Source organism: Bradyrhizobium sp. KZN70725, from assembly GCF_055264925.1.
Genome location: NZ_JBUYWT010000008.1, coordinates 142371 through 156021, shown reverse-complemented (window position 1 = coordinate 156021; position 13651 = coordinate 142371). Strand labels below are relative to the sequence as shown.

14 protein-coding genes are annotated in these 13651 nt (G+C 63.2%); 11 read left to right on the top strand and 3 right to left on the bottom strand.

Annotated elements, in window-relative coordinates; translation table 11 throughout:
- The 3 genes from ACZBJS_RS10500 to ACZBJS_RS10490 are packed head-to-tail and all read right to left on the bottom strand — an operon-like array spanning nucleotide 1 to nucleotide 2042.
- A complete protein-coding gene (locus ACZBJS_RS10500; RefSeq protein WP_057021025.1) occupies nucleotides 1–261 on the bottom strand; it encodes an SUMF1/EgtB/PvdO family nonheme iron enzyme in 261 nt (86 codons plus the stop codon).
- Nucleotides 258–992: an SDR family NAD(P)-dependent oxidoreductase gene (locus tag ACZBJS_RS10495; protein ID WP_316396318.1), complete on the bottom strand. Its 735-nt coding sequence runs from the start codon at nucleotides 990–992 to the stop codon at nucleotides 258–260. Before ACZBJS_RS10495 ends, ACZBJS_RS10500 begins: the two co-directional genes overlap by 4 nt.
- A gap of 15 nt (nucleotides 993–1007) precedes the next feature.
- Complete coding sequence (locus ACZBJS_RS10490; RefSeq protein WP_057021071.1) at nucleotides 1008–2042, bottom strand: LacI family DNA-binding transcriptional regulator; 1035 nt, start codon at nucleotides 2040–2042, stop codon at nucleotides 1008–1010.
- 183 nt (nucleotides 2043–2225) lie between these two features.
- On the opposite strand from ACZBJS_RS10490, the gene ACZBJS_RS10485 reads away from it, so the two are divergent.
- The 11 genes from ACZBJS_RS10485 to ACZBJS_RS10435 all read left to right on the top strand — a co-directional run bounded on the left by ACZBJS_RS10485 (nucleotide 2226) and on the right by ACZBJS_RS10435 (nucleotide 13650).
- The gene (locus ACZBJS_RS10485; RefSeq protein WP_316396320.1) at nucleotides 2226–3527 is read left to right on the top strand and encodes an ABC transporter substrate-binding protein; all 1302 of its coding nucleotides are present in this window, start codon (nucleotides 2226–2228) and stop codon (nucleotides 3525–3527) included.
- A gap of 58 nt (nucleotides 3528–3585) precedes the next feature.
- Nucleotides 3586–4473 carry a carbohydrate ABC transporter permease gene (locus ACZBJS_RS10480; RefSeq protein ID WP_316396321.1) on the top strand — a complete coding sequence of 296 codons (888 nt, stop codon included), beginning with the start codon at nucleotides 3586–3588 and terminating at the stop codon, nucleotides 4471–4473.
- A 4-nt stretch (nucleotides 4474–4477) separates the two neighbouring features.
- Complete coding sequence (locus ACZBJS_RS10475) at nucleotides 4478–5305, top strand: carbohydrate ABC transporter permease (protein WP_028335651.1); 828 nt, start codon at nucleotides 4478–4480, stop codon at nucleotides 5303–5305.
- Between the two features lie 7 nt (nucleotides 5306–5312).
- Nucleotides 5313–6317 carry a zinc-dependent alcohol dehydrogenase family protein gene (locus ACZBJS_RS10470; protein ID WP_316396323.1) on the top strand — a complete coding sequence of 335 codons (1005 nt, stop codon included), beginning with the start codon at nucleotides 5313–5315 and terminating at the stop codon, nucleotides 6315–6317.
- Nucleotides 6318–6323: 6 nt separating this feature from the next.
- A complete protein-coding gene (locus ACZBJS_RS10465) occupies nucleotides 6324–7397 on the top strand; it encodes an ABC transporter ATP-binding protein (protein ID WP_168856297.1) in 1074 nt (357 codons plus the stop codon).
- Complete coding sequence (locus ACZBJS_RS10460) at nucleotides 7394–8353, top strand: sugar kinase (protein ID WP_316396325.1); 960 nt, start codon at nucleotides 7394–7396, stop codon at nucleotides 8351–8353. Before ACZBJS_RS10465 ends, ACZBJS_RS10460 begins: the two co-directional genes overlap by 4 nt.
- Nucleotides 8350–9387, top strand: coding sequence for a tagatose 1,6-diphosphate aldolase (locus ACZBJS_RS10455; protein WP_316396326.1), 1038 nt, complete (start codon nucleotides 8350–8352; stop codon nucleotides 9385–9387). Before ACZBJS_RS10460 ends, ACZBJS_RS10455 begins: the two co-directional genes overlap by 4 nt.
- A 674-nt stretch (nucleotides 9388–10061) precedes the next feature.
- On the top strand, nucleotides 10062–11420 hold the full coding sequence (locus tag ACZBJS_RS10450; RefSeq protein WP_028335636.1) for an ABC transporter substrate-binding protein: 1359 nt from the start codon (nucleotides 10062–10064) through the stop codon (nucleotides 11418–11420).
- A gap of 66 nt (nucleotides 11421–11486) precedes the next feature.
- The gene (locus ACZBJS_RS10445) at nucleotides 11487–12461 is read left to right on the top strand and encodes a carbohydrate ABC transporter permease (RefSeq protein ID WP_141339626.1); all 975 of its coding nucleotides are present in this window, start codon (nucleotides 11487–11489) and stop codon (nucleotides 12459–12461) included.
- Complete coding sequence (locus tag ACZBJS_RS10440) at nucleotides 12458–13435, top strand: carbohydrate ABC transporter permease (protein ID WP_016843403.1); 978 nt, start codon at nucleotides 12458–12460, stop codon at nucleotides 13433–13435. Before ACZBJS_RS10445 ends, ACZBJS_RS10440 begins: the two co-directional genes overlap by 4 nt.
- Entirely contained in the window at nucleotides 13432–13650 is a 219-nt protein-coding gene (locus ACZBJS_RS10435) for a hypothetical protein (protein WP_057021016.1), read from the top strand. The genes ACZBJS_RS10440 and ACZBJS_RS10435 overlap by 4 nt, the downstream gene beginning before the upstream one ends.
- The last annotated feature ends 1 nt before the right edge of the window (nucleotide 13651 follow it).

The following is a 13651-nucleotide window of genomic DNA, read 5'->3' as shown; positions in this document are numbered from 1 at the left end:
CTATGCCGAATCCCGCAGCTGCCCGGTGCGCACGACACGGAAGCCGGTCGTGCCCGACGAGCCGACCGGCGCGTTCGGGTTTCGCGCTGCGAAGCGGTGGCGGCTGCCGTGGGACTCGAGGCAGGATTCACCGCGCGTCGAGCGGTTCGGTGCAGGCTCGCGATTCAAGGGGACTCCCGACGGTGCGAGGCGGTCCTCGTACCATTCCCAAACATTTCCGGCGACATTATGCAGGCCGTATCCGTTGGTTTCTTGGCTCATCCGGCAAGAAACCCGCCATCCACCGCGACGACGGTGCCGGTCGCATATTGTGATGCCGGCATGCAGAGGAATGCGACGGCTCCCGCAATGTCCTCCGGCTGACCCCACCGCTTGAACGCGGTGCGGTCGGCGATGCGCTGATAGTGCGCGCGATCGGTGCGGCCGGCCGCATTGATCGCCGTTTCGATATAGCCGGGCGCAACCGCATTGACCCGGATGCCTTGCTCGGCCCATGCCAACGCGAGCGCCTTGGTCAGCATCACGACACCGCCCTTGCTGGCGCAATAAGCCGGGATTCGCGGCAGCGCCAAGGTCGCGTTCATCGAGGCAAGATTGACGATCGAGCCCTTGCTCTCGGCGAGAAGCGGGCGGAACGCCATGCAGGTTCGAAAAGTGCCCGTGAGATTGACGTCGAGCACCTTCATGAAGGTCTCGATCTCGTATTCCTTGTCGCGGGCGAGGATTCCCGCGCAGTTGACCAGCGCATCGACGCGCTTTTGCTGTCGGGCAAAAGAAGCGACAGCGTCGTCGTTCGTGACGTCGAGCGTCGCGAGTGTGAGTCCGGCGCGCGATTTCAGCAAAGTGCGCGCCAGATCGGTCTCGTTGGCCGCCGTTGCGGTCACTGTCGCGCCGAGGTCGCAAAACTGATTGCTGATTGCGGCGCCAATGTCGCCGGCGCCGCCGATCACCACGGCATGGAAGTCGGACGCAAGAGAGAAGTTTGAGCGCATTGGAGGGGTCTCGCTTCAGGATTTGAGAGGGGGAGCCGTCGATTCACGGACCACCAGGGAGAAGTCGATCTCGCGATGCATGATGGTCTGCTCGCCGGCGAGGCTGCGCACCAGATATTCCCCGGCGCGCTGCCAGGTTTCTCCGGTCGGTACGTGGATCGTGGTCAGGCTCGGCCGCAAGTGGCGGCTCCAGTCGAGATCGTCGAAGCCGACCACCGACAGGTCACGCGGCACCGAAAATCCATCGCGCTCCGCCTCGAGCAACACGCCGTAGGCGATCACATCGTTGCCGCAGACGACGGCGGTCGGACGATCCTTCAGGTTGAGGAGATAGCGGGCCGCTTCGCGCGCGTCATCCAGCGTGTAGGGCACCTCGACATGCCATTGCGGCGGAAGCTCCAGGCCGTTCTCGGTGAGCGCGCGGCGAAAGCCGGCGACGCGAGCGCTGGCGCGGTCGTTGTTGCGCTGGAGCGCCGAGACGATCCCGATGCGGCGGTGGCCAAGCTCGATGACATGCGCAGCGGCGCGATGGGCGGCCGCTTCGTTGTTGGTTCCGACGCACGGGTGGGGTCGATCAGGCTGGTAGATGCCGACATTGATGAAGGGAACCGCGTTGTCCGCAAGCAACTTGCGCAGTCCCTCGTGATGGCAATCACCGCGCAGCACAAGTCCATCGACGCCGCGGCTGATCAAATTGCGCGCTTGCTGCAATTCGACGTCGAGATCGTAGCCGCTCGTGGTGAGAAACAGCATGTATCCGACCGAGGAGAGATACTGCTGCAGCGAGGCGATGCCGCGCGCGAACATCGTGTTGTCGATGGTCGGAACGATCGCGCCAAGCGTGCGCGAGCGCCGTGACGACAGGATGCGCGCCGGCGCATGCGGAATGTAGCCGAGCGCGTCGATGGCCTGTTCGATGCGCGCCCGCAGGGAAGGGCTCACCGCATCGGGATTGTTGAGCGCGCGCGACACCGAGGCCGTTGAGACGCCGGCACGGGCTGCGACGGCGCGGATGCCCTGTTTCACGGATTTGGCGTTGGTCAATCGTATCAATGTAACGTTACATTCGATGGGGCAAACCGCGTGGTAGCGGCAATCTCGTAAATTTGCCGCAGAATATCCGGTTTGTCCATTGCTTGACACAACCGATGTGAGGTCTAGATTGTAACCGTTTTCAAGCCGCGTTCAAAATGGCCCGCCAGCTTAAGGCGGCCAGCCGGGGAGGAGAGTTCGATGAAGGTCAGGATGCTCGCGACGCACGTCGCGTTGCCCGTTCTCGCGCTTGTCGCCGTCAGCGCGCAGGCTCATGCGGCCGATTTCGACTGGATGAAGTTCAAGGGCAGGACCGTCACCTTTCTCGCCAATAACAATCCGGTCGCGCAGGCACTGCTGACCTACAAGGCCGATTTCGAGAAGCTGACCGGCATGACCCTGAAGGTCGACGGCTATCAGGAACAACAGATGCGCCAGCGTCTGGTCACCGTCATGAATGCGAACAGCGACGAGGTCGACGTGTTCATGACGCTGCCTTCGCGCGAGGGTGAGCAGTTCGCCGCGGCCGGCTGGTACGGCGATCTCACTGCGATGGCCAAGAACGAGGTAGCCAAGGAATACGACCCGGCCGGGTTGAGCCAGGCCCTGCTCAAGGCCGCGACCTTCGGCGGCAAGCTGACCAGCATGCCGATGAACATCGAAGGTCCGATCTTCTATTACCGCACCGACATCTTCAAGAAGTGCGGCATTGAGGCGCCGAAGACCATCAAGGATGTCGAGGCGGCGGCCGAGAAGATCAAGACCTGCGACAGCGCTGTCACGCCCTTTGTCTCGCGTGGCCTCAAGCCCGCGGTCGCCTACACCTTCAGCAACATGCTGCACAACATCGGAGGCAGCTACATCGCAGGCGGCAAGTCGAACCTCTGCTCGGCCAAGGGCAAGGAAGCACTCGACACCTATAGCCGGCTGCTGCGCGACTTCGGTCCGCCGGGTGTGGTCAACTACAGCTTCCAGCAGATTTCGGCGCTCTACCGCAGCGGCCGCGCCGCGATGGCATTCGAATCCTCGAACGAGTTGCGCACGGTGATGGAGGGCGGCGTGCGCCTGAAGGATACCGGCCTGTTGCCGTTCCCGGCAGGCGAGGCCGGCCAGGTGCCGACCACGATCGGCTGGGGCATGGCGGTGTCTTCGCACAGCAAGCAGCCGGACGCGGCCTGGTACTTCGTGCAGTGGGCAACCAGCCCCGAGGTGCAGAAGAAAATGGCGCTCCAGGGCATTGCCCCGCCGCGGCCGTCGGTTGCCAAGGATCCTGAGTACCGTAAATGGATCGACGAAGAACCCGTCCGCAAGGAATGGCAGGCTGCGCTCGATGTGCTGGCCACGAAGGGCTCCTCCGAGGTCGGCTATCCCATCATCGCCAATCCGGAATCGCGCGAGTTCATCGGCCAGGCCGTGCAGGACCTGATCCTGAAGCAGAAGCCGATCGACCAAGCCTGTGCCGATGCTGACAAGGCGCTCGATGCGCTGATCGCCCAGAAGTAACCGCCTGATGCTGGCAGGCTTATGCCTGCCGGCGCCTCACTCTCAAGGAAACGGACGCATGTCGGACGCGGCTGCGACACTCACGCAGGACCGGCAGAAGCTGGAAATGGCGGCGCTCTCGGCGCCGGCCGTGATCTTCACGGTCGCGATGATCGCGTTTCCGGTCGTCTATACGATCTGGCTCGGCTTCCAGACATTCTCCTCGACCGGCAAGCAGTCCTTTGCGGGCCTCGCCAATTATTCAAAGCTGATCTCCGACTACGAGTTTTGGCACGGACTCTGGATCACCATAGCGCTCTATGTGCTATCGTTGGTGCTCCAGCTCGTCTTTGGCGTGTGGCTGGCTCTGGTGTTGTTTCACGCCAGGCGCCTGCCGGGAATCGTGCGCTCGCTGTTCATCTCCCCATTCATGATGCCGCCGGTGGTGGCGGGCATGATGTGGCTGGTGATCCTCGATCCCTCGCTGGGCGCGGCCAACTACATCCTCCAGTCGCTCGGCCTGCCGCCGTCGGACTGGCTGGCGTCGCCGACGTGGGTTATCCCGACCGTCGCTCTGATCGACAGCTGGCAGTGGACGCCATATGTCGCCTTGATCGTGCTGGGCGGCCTGCAATCGCTGCCGCCGAGTGTCTACGAGGCCGCGCAGATCGACGGGGCATCGCCGTTCAAGACCTTCCAGCGCATCACGCTGCCGCTGCTGCTGCCGACCATCGTCACCGCGGCCATCCTGCGCAGCGTCGATCTCCTGCGCTTCTTCGACATCATCTACATCACCACCCAGGGCGGCCCCGGCAACGCTTCGAACACGCTCAACATCTACGGCTTCCGGGTGGGTTTCGAGTTCTTCAACATCGGTTACGCCAGCGCCCTGATGCTGACGCTGACGGCGATCGTGTTCGGCGCCGTGCTCGCCTTCAACCGCCTGCGCGGCGCCGTGGCGTGGTGATGTCATGACGGATGCCGCCAACACCGACCGCTGGATCCGCTGGCTCAACACCGTGCAGCTCGTGCTCGCCGGCGTGCTCATCATGGCGCCGACGGTCTGGATGGTGTTGTCCTCGTTCAAGCCGTCGTTCGAGGTCACGGCCTATCCGCCGACGCTGATCTTCACGCCGACGCTCGACAATTATGTCGAGCTGACCAAGACCACGCCGTTCCTCAGCTATGCGCTCAACAGCCTCATCGTCACCGTCGGCTCGACGGCGCTCGGCTTACTGTTCGGCATCCCCGCCGCTTTCGCCGTCTCCTGGACACGGATCTCGTGGCCGGCGATCCTGACGCTCGCGGCGCGCATGGCGCCGGGCACGCTGTTCCTGCTGCCGTGGTACGTCATGTTCCGGCAGGTCGGGATGATCGGCTCCTACACCGCGCTGATCCTGAGCCACGCGGTCATCACGCTGCCGATCGTGATCTGGGTGCTGCTGCCGTCCTTCGACGGCATCCCGCGCAGCGTCTTCGAGGCGGCGCAGGTCGACGGATGCAGCGTCACGCGCATCCTCTGGCGTATCGCGCTGCCGTTGGTGGCGTCCGGCGTCGCCGTCTCGGCGATCCTCGCCTTCGTCTTCTCATGGAACTACTTCCTGTTTGCGCTGGTGCTCTCCAACGGCGACACCAAGACGCTGATCGCGGCGGCCTTCAACTTCATCGGCGAAGGCTCGACGCAATGGGGCGCTCTCATGGCCGCGGCGACGCTGATCGCACTGCCGCCGCTGGTGCTGGCTGCCCTGGTTCAGCGCTGGCTGGTGTCCGGACTGACGCTCGGTGCGGTGAAAGGCTAGGTATCTGATGAACGTGTCACCCCGTCCGAATTCGATCATGCAGGCCGCGGTCTTCCACGGCGGCGACCGCATCACCATCGAGCGCGTGGCAATGCCTGACGTCGGCACAGGTGAAGTGCTCGTGCGCGCTTCGCGCACCGCGCTGTGCGGTTCGGACTTCAAGCTCTGGCACAAGGGCGCAGAGTTCACCGCCGGCCATGAGATTTTCGGCGTGGTCGAGCAGCCCGGTCACCGGCTGCATGGTCGCCGCTGTGCCGTCTATATTCCACTCCACTGCGACCATTGCGCGGCCTGCAAACGCGGCGATACCCAGATGTGCCTGGAGGTCTCCAGCTTGATCGGCTGGAACCGGCCGGGCGGCTACGCCGAATACGTGCCGGTGCCGGAAAACTGTTTGCTGCCGGTGCCCGATGACATCGAGGACAGCCTTGCGCCGCTGCTGCTCGACACCATCGGCACGTCGGGCCACGCCGTGCGTTTCGTCAGCCGCGTGGTGCCGCCCGGTGAGGCCGGACCTGTTCTTGTCATGGGCGCCGGGCCGGTCGGCCTCGGCGTCGTGCTGGCGCTCCGTGCGCTCAGCTACAACGACATCTACGTTGCCGACCCCAATGCGACGCGGTTGAAGATCGCGCAATCCTTCGGCGCGAAGGCGCATCCCGTGGGCGACGCCTCGAAGCGCTTTGCTCTCATCATGGAATGCTCCGGCGCGCATGCGGCGCGCAACCTCGGCATCGAGCTTGTCCTGCCGCGCGGCGCGCTGGTGCTGGTCGGCGAGAACGCCGCGCCCTGGACCATCGAGGAGGGCAAGGTGTTCCGCCGCAAGGACTTCTACATGATCCGGACCTTCTACTTTCCGGTCTCGGATTTCGAGCCGAACATCGAGCTGCTGCGCAAGTTCAAGGACGAATACCGCGTCCTCGTCGACGGCGAGTTCGGCCTGTCGGCCCTGCCTGAGAATTTCGCCCGCTTTGCCAGGGGCGAGCTGATCAAGCCGGTACTGGCGCTGGATTAAGCGATCATGGCCTCGATCTCGATCCGCAACCTCGTCAAGCGCTACGGCAGTTTCACTGTGATCCCCGATCTCAATCTGGAGATCGCGGACCATGAATTCGTCGTCTTCGTCGGGCCGTCCGGCTGTGGCAAGTCGACCCTGCTGCGAATCATTGCGGGTCTCGAGCCGATCACGTCGGGTGACCTCTACATCGGCGACAAGCGCGTCAACGGCGTGCAAGCTGCACAGCGCGACATCGCGATGGTGTTCCAGGACTACGCGCTCTATCCGCACATGCGCGTCTACGACAATATGTCGTTCGCATTGGAGCTGCGGGGAACGCCAAAGGCGGAGATCGATGCGCGCGTGAAGCGTGCCGCCGCACTCCTGCACATCGAGCCCTATCTCGATCGCAAGCCGAAGGAGCTCTCCGGCGGACAGCGCCAGCGCGTCGCCATGGGCCGTGCGATTGTGCGCAATCCCAAGGCGTTCCTGTTCGACGAGCCGTTGTCCAACCTCGACGCAAAACTGCGCGGACAGGTGCGGGCCGAGATCAAGGCGCTATCGCAGGAGCTCAAGACCACCATGGTCTTCGTGACCCATGACCAGATCGAGGCCATGACGATGGCCGACCGGATCGTGGTGCTCCAGAACGGGACGATCCAGCAATACGACACGCCGGAGACGGTCTACGAGCGGCCGGCCAACCAGTTCGTCGCCGGCTTCATCGGCTCGCCCGCCATGAACTTCTTCCCGGTCGAATGGCGTGAGGAGCGCGCGATCCTTTCGCAAGGCGCAACGGCGGTGCCGCTGGACGGTGAGGCCGCAAGCCGTCTGCAGCAGGCGGGAAATGCCGTGCTCGGCATCCGTCCTGAACATTTTGCCGTCACGACCGATGCGGCGGACGGCATCGCCATCAACGTCAAGCTGGTCGAGCCGCTCGGCTCGGATACGCTGATCCATTTCGATCTCGCCGGCGTCTCCGCGATCGCAAGGGTCGATCCGTCGTTGCGACCAAAGCCCGGCGATCGCCTTAGCTTGCGGCCGCAGCCGGGCAAGACGCATTTGTTCGATGCAGCGAACGGGCAGGTCTTGCGGTGAGCGCGTCGGCGAACATAGCAGCTCTTTCGGCGCTCGCGGATGTGGCGACGGGAGCCAGGGGCGTCCAGATGATCTGCCTTGGGCTATCCGCGCTCGATCAGGTCTGGCGCGTCGATCGGCTCTTTGCGGGCAACAGCGAGAAGATAAAGGCCATCGACTACGGTACCCTTGGCGGCGGAATGGCCGCCAATGCCGCGGTCGCGGTCGCACGGCTCGGTGCCTCCGTCGCGTTCTGGGGGCGGGCAGGGGACGATGCCGCCGGGCACGAGATGCGGTCGGCTTTTGCGGCCGAAGGTGTCGACGTCGAGAATTTCCGGCTGTTTCCCGATGGCCGCTCATCGGTCTCGGGGATCATTGTCGACAGTTCGGGCGAGCGGCAGATCGTGAACTTCCGTGGTCTGTTTCCGGAAGCGGCCGATTGGCTTCCGCTTGAAGCCGTCGCTCGCGCATCCTCGGTGCTGGCCGATCCGCGTTGGGTGGAGGGCGCCGCGACGCTGTTTCGCGAGGCGCGTGCGCGCGGCATTCCGACGGTGCTCGACGGCGACATGGCTGATGCCGAGGTATTCGAGCGACTGCTGCCCCTGACCGACCATGCGATCTTTTCCGAGCCTGCGCTCGCTTCTTTCGCCGGGTCTGCCAAAGACGAATCTCTCGCAGCACTGGCGCGGCTGGGCTGCAGTGTCATCGCCGTCACGCGCGGCGAGGGCGGCGTCAGTTGGTACGAGAATGGCCAGCTGCACCGGCACGCCGCCTATGCCGTCGATGTCGTCGATACCACCGGCGCCGGCGACGTCTTCCATGGCGCCTATGCCCTTGCGATCGGCGTCGGCCTCGATGTGCGCAACGCCATGGCGTTTTCTGCAGCCACGGCCGCGATGAAATGTCGCCACGCCGGTGGCCGCAACGGAATCCCCACCATCAACGACTGTCTTGCATTCATGAGGACGAAGCCATGAGAACGATTGGAAAGAACCGCGGGCTGGGCCGCCTTGCTGACGCGGAAGGCCACTTTCGCATGGTCGCGCTGGATCAGCGGCCGCCGCTGTTCGATGCCATTGCGAAGGCGAAGGGAATCACGCGGGATCAGGTCGAATATTCCGACGTCACGGCGGCCAAGCGGCTCCTCGTGGAGAACCTCGCACCGCATTGCAGCTCGATGTTGTTCGACCCGAATTTTGCCGTGCCCGCAGCGATCGATCTGTTGCCGCCGCGCTGCGGCCTGATCATGACGCTGGAGGAGCATCGCGTCGAGGAGACCGCGGGCGGTCGCAAGTCGCGCGCGATCGCCAACTGGAGTGTGGAGAAAATTCGCGCCATGGGCGGCGACGCCGTCAAGGTGCTGGCCTGGTATCGGCCGGATGCGGACGCCGCGGTCAATGAGCATCAGAAGCGCTTCGTGCGCGAGATTGGCGAGGAGTGCGCCCGCCACGACGTTCCCTATGTTCTTGAACTGCTGGTCTATCCGTTCCTTGGCAGCGCCAATCACACCGCCGATTACGTGGAATCGCCCGGCAAGCTGCCGGGCCTCGTCATCGATAGCGTGCGCGAGTTTGCCAAGCCCGAATACGGCGTCGATCTCCTGAAGCTTGAGAGTCCCCTCGCGGCCAACAGCCTGCCGGCCCGTGACGGCAGCGCCGAAGCCACGGCCGCGCAGAAGGAATTCGATGCAATCGGCGATATCTGCCGCGAGCGGAGCATTCCCTGGGTCCTGCTGTCGGGCGGCGCCGCGCCGGAAAAATTCGAGCGTGTCCTCGACTTCGCCTATGCCGCGGGCGCGGGCGGTTTCCTGGCCGGTCGCACCATCTGGCTCGATGCCGTCCTGAAGAATTTCCCGGACCTTGCGGCGGTTTCGGCGGGCCTGCGCAAGGATGGCCTCGGCGTGCTTGAGCGGCTCAACAAGCTGACGACGGCCAAGGGCACGCCGTGGAAAGCGCGCTTTCCGGTATTCACTGACATCAAGCAGGAGGGTGACTTCGCGCGCGCCTATTGAAACGGTGACGGCTCCACGTGTCTTGGTGGGCCCGGCAGGACTCGAACCTGCAACCAGACCGGTTATGAGCGGCGGAGCAAGATCAGCTTCGTTGATCTAGCTGCACCATGCTTGAGTTCGATGGCGTTCGTCGCGCTTTGGTGAGGTCGTTTTCTGGCGCGAAACCGGTGCGGTTCGCGGCAATGGCGGATTTCGGCCGAAGCTGAGGCTGCTCGCGCGCCCAATCGCTTTGTTGAACGTTCAGTAAAGTGGTATACTAAACATGCTGGCCGCGGCTGACCTTCCGGCTTCCCTGTTATCAGGACGGACCGAATTGCGTCCTCCGGACCAGGTCGCAATCGTTGTTCGCCGCATTCGCTGCAATTATGGGGAAGTTGCTGCATTGCAAACGTCGACGCTTGCGCGTGCGAGCGTCGGGAATATTTTCGCCAAGGTCGCGAGAACCGGCTTGACGGGCCAAAAAATTTAGTACTACGTTTAGTAATACAAAAAACTAAACATCGCGCATCGAGCGCCGATGTGCAGGAGGAGCCCAAGCCATGCCGGAGCCGTCTCCGGCAGCGGTCCGTCTCGTCCTTCACTCATCGCTCCTCAAACTCGGTTTCAGGGTCTTGGCGTCGCTCCGGCAGGGCGCGCCGAGCGGGTTGGATGCTTCAACGAGAGAGGAAACGGATATGCGGACATTCAATTGGCTGAGAAGCTCGGCGGCCACCACGGTTCTCGGGGCGGCGCTGCTGGGGATATTTGGCGGAGGCGAAGCTGCGGCCCAGGGTAAGCAGCTCACGCTGTGCTGGGCGGCATGGGATCCGGCCAACGCGCTGGTCGAACTCGGCAAGGATTTCACCAAGCAATCCGGCATCGAGATGAAGTACGAGTTTGTCCCCTGGACGAGCTACGCGGATCGCTTCCTCAACGAGCTCAACTCCCACGGCAAGCTCTGCGACCTGATCATCGGCGACAGCCAGTGGATCGGCGGCGCCGCCGAGAACAAGTGGTACGTCAAGCTCAACGATTTCTTCGACAAAGAGCACATCTCGATGGACGACTTCGTCCCGGCGACCGTTGTCGGTTATTCGCAGTGGCCGAAGAATTCGGCGAACTACTGGGCGCTGCCGGCGATGGCCGACGCCGTGGGCTGGACCTATCGCAAGGACTGGTTCTCGCGGCCCGACATTCAGTCGGCTTTCAAGGCCAAGTACGGTCGTGATCTGGCGCCGCCGAAAACCTATGACGAGTTGAAGCAGATCGCGGAGTTCTTCCAGGGCCGCGAGATCGACGGCAAGAAGGTCTACGGCGCCTACATCTTCACCGAGCGCGGCTCCGAAGGCATCACGATGGGCGTGACCAACGTCCTCTACAATTACGGCTTCAGCTACGACAATCCGAAGAAGCCGTACCAGATGCAGGGCATCGTCAATTCCGCCGAGGCGGCCAAGGGGCTCGAATTCTACAAGGAGCTCTACAAGTGCTGCACCGCGCCGGGCATGACCAACGCCTACATGCAGGAAGGGCTCGATGCCTTCAAGTCGGGCCAGGTGGCGATGCAGATGAACTGGTTCGCCTTCTTCCCCGGCCTCTACAAGGATCCGAATGTGGGCGGCGACAAGATCGGCTTCTTCGTCAATCCGGCTGGCCCGAACGGGCACTTCACCCAGCTCGGCGGACAAGGCATCTCGGTGGTTGCGACCTCCGACCGCAAGGACGACGCGCTCGCCTATATCAAGTGGTTCGCGCAGCCCGCCGTGCAGCAGAAATGGTGGCAGATCGGCGGCTACTCGGCGCTCAAGGCGGTGGTCGACGCGCCGGACTTCCCGAAGAGCGCGGCGTTCGCGCCGCAATTCCTGGAGTCGATGGGTATCGTCAAGGACTTCTGGGCCGAACCGTCCTACGCCCAGCTGCTGCTTGATATGCAGAAGCGGGTGCACGACTACGTCGTCGCCGACAAGGGCACGGCGCAGCAGGCGCTCGATCTCCTGGTCAAGGACTGGACCAAGGTGTTCAAGGAACAGGGCAAGCAAGTCGCCTCGCAATAGCCCGAACGCCGCGTCCCAACTGAACTGGCTTCCCCGAGGTCAGCCTCGGGGAAGACGAACCAGCCGATGGACAAGATGACGACGATCCTGCAACCCGACCATGCTACGATCCCGGGCGTGAGCGAGCCCGCCAAATCCCGCGCCGTGCGCCGCGGCCATGGTCTGTCCGACCGGACCATCGCGTGGCTGTTCGTCGCGCCGACGATTGCGCTGCTGCTCGCGATCAACATCTTTCCGCTGGTCTGGATGATCCGGCTGTCCTTCACCAGCCTCAACCTCAGCATGTCCTATCTGCCGCTGCGGTTTGTCGGGCTCGACAATTTCAGCGACATACTCAACGACGAGGACGTCTGGTTCCGGCTCCAGACCACCGCGCAATTCGTGATCTGCTCGGTCGCCTTGCAGGTCGTGGTCGGCTTTGGGCTCGCGCTTCTGATCAACCGTCAGTTCCGCGGCCACAGCTTCTGGACCACGATCATCCTGCTGCCGATGATGCTGTCGCCGGCGGTTGTCGGTAATTTCTGGACGCTGCTGCTGCAGCCGCAGATCGGCCCGTTCAACTATCTGATCAGCTTGTTCACCGGTGTGCCGCCGAGCTCTTTCAGCATGACAGGGCAAGTCGCGCTCGCGCCATGGACCATCGTGCTCGTCGACACCTGGATGTGGGCGCCGTACGTGATGCTGATCTGTCTCGCCGGGCTGCGCTCGATCCCGGATTACATCTACGAGGCGGCCGAAGTCGATCGTGCCTCGGCCTGGCGGCAGTTCTGGTCGATCACGCTGCCGATGACGGTGCCGTTCCTGATGCTGGCGGTGCTGTTTCGCGCGATCGAGAACTTCAAGATGTTCGACATGGTCAACCTGCTGACCTCGGGAGGGCCGGGGTCGACCACCGAGCTCGTATCGATCACGCTGAAGCGTGCGGCATTCGAGAAGTGGCGCACCGGCTATTCCTCCGCGCTCGCCATCATCCTGTTCGTGACCGTGTTCGGGGCCGCCAACATCTACGTCAAAGCGCTCAACAAGGTGAAGCAACGATGACCGCTGCCGTAGCCAAATCGGTCCTGGCCAGATCCAGCGCACACTCGATCGTCGAGGCCTCGCCGCGCACCAAGGCATTCGCTGGTGCTCTCGTCATCCTCTATGCGTTGATCACGATCCTGCCGCTGGTCTGGATCGTCGCCACCGCCTTCAAGTCGCAAAGCGATGCCATCGCCTATCCGCCCAAGGTGATCTTCGAGCCGACGCTCGAAGGTTATGTCAACCTGTTCACGGTGCGCACCCGCCAGACACCTGATTTCATCGCCAAGTTGCCGCCCCCGGAGACCTGGTATGACAAGCTGGTCCGCAAGCATGACATGGTCATTGCCGGACCGTCCAAAGTCGTCCCGCGCTTCGTCAACTCGCTCATCATCGGGTTCGGTTCGACCTTCCTCGCCGTCTTCCTCGGTACGCTCGCGGCCTACGCCTTCTCGCGCTTCCGCATTCCGCTGGCGGACGATCTCCTGTTCTTCATTCTGTCGACGCGGATGATGCCGCCGGTCGCGGTCGCGATCCCGATCTATCTGATGTACCGGCAGCTCAACCTGACCGACACCAGGCTCGGAATGATCCTGCTCTATACCGCCGTGAACGTCTCGCTCGCGGTCTGGCTGCTCAAGGGGTTCATCGACGAGATCCCACGCGAGTACGAGGAGGCGGCTCTCGTCGACGGCTACACGCGACTGCAGGCGCTGCGCAAGGTGGTGCTGCCGCAGGCCGTCACCGGAATTGCGGCGACCGCGATCTTCTGCCTGATCTTCTCCTGGAATGAATACGCCTTCGCGGTTCTGCTGACCAGCGGCGAGGCGCAGACCATGCCGCCCTTCATCCCTTTCATCATCGGTGAGGGCGGGCAGGACTGGCCGGCGGTTGCCGCCGCGACCACGCTGTTCGTCGTCCCGATCGTCATGTTCACCGTGCTGCTCCGCAAGCATCTGTTGCGCGGCATCACCTTCGGAGCGGTGCGCAAATGAGCGGTTCAGCTGTTGTTAAGGAGGCCAAGGGAACCAAGGGGACATTGCACCGCTTCTTCAGCCGCGGGCGCTGGGAGGCCGTTGCGATGACCCTGATCGGGGGCGGCATCTTCATGCTGGTGCAGCCCTTCTCGATCGATCTCTACAGCTATTCATTCGTGACGATTCTGGCCGGCACGGTAGGCTTCGTCGTCGTCAGCCACTTTCCGGAATAGG

Excerpts from the sequence above, each read along its gene's own strand:
- ACZBJS_RS10485 (WP_316396320.1), top strand. The coding sequence starts at position 2,226 with ATGAAGGTCAGGATGCTCGCGACGCACGTCGCGTTGCCCGTTCTCGCG.
- ACZBJS_RS10435 (WP_057021016.1), top strand. The coding sequence starts at position 13,432 with ATGAGCGGTTCAGCTGTTGTTAAGGAGGCCAAGGGAACCAAGGGGACA.
- ACZBJS_RS10455 (WP_316396326.1), top strand. The coding sequence starts at position 8,350 with ATGAGAACGATTGGAAAGAACCGCGGGCTGGGCCGCCTTGCTGACGCG.
- ACZBJS_RS10470 (WP_316396323.1), top strand. The coding sequence starts at position 5,313 with ATGAACGTGTCACCCCGTCCGAATTCGATCATGCAGGCCGCGGTCTTC.
- ACZBJS_RS10465 (WP_168856297.1), top strand. The coding sequence starts at position 6,324 with ATGGCCTCGATCTCGATCCGCAACCTCGTCAAGCGCTACGGCAGTTTC.
- ACZBJS_RS10440 (WP_016843403.1), top strand. The coding sequence starts at position 12,458 with ATGACCGCTGCCGTAGCCAAATCGGTCCTGGCCAGATCCAGCGCACAC.
- ACZBJS_RS10445 (WP_141339626.1), top strand. The coding sequence starts at position 11,487 with ATGGACAAGATGACGACGATCCTGCAACCCGACCATGCTACGATCCCG.
- ACZBJS_RS10480 (WP_316396321.1), top strand. The coding sequence starts at position 3,586 with ATGTCGGACGCGGCTGCGACACTCACGCAGGACCGGCAGAAGCTGGAA.
- ACZBJS_RS10475 (WP_028335651.1), top strand. The coding sequence starts at position 4,478 with ATGACGGATGCCGCCAACACCGACCGCTGGATCCGCTGGCTCAACACC.
- ACZBJS_RS10450 (WP_028335636.1), top strand. The coding sequence starts at position 10,062 with ATGCGGACATTCAATTGGCTGAGAAGCTCGGCGGCCACCACGGTTCTC.
- ACZBJS_RS10500 (WP_057021025.1), bottom strand. The coding sequence starts at position 261 with ATGAGCCAAGAAACCAACGGATACGGCCTGCATAATGTCGCCGGAAAT.
- ACZBJS_RS10495 (WP_316396318.1), bottom strand. The coding sequence starts at position 992 with ATGCGCTCAAACTTCTCTCTTGCGTCCGACTTCCATGCCGTGGTGATC.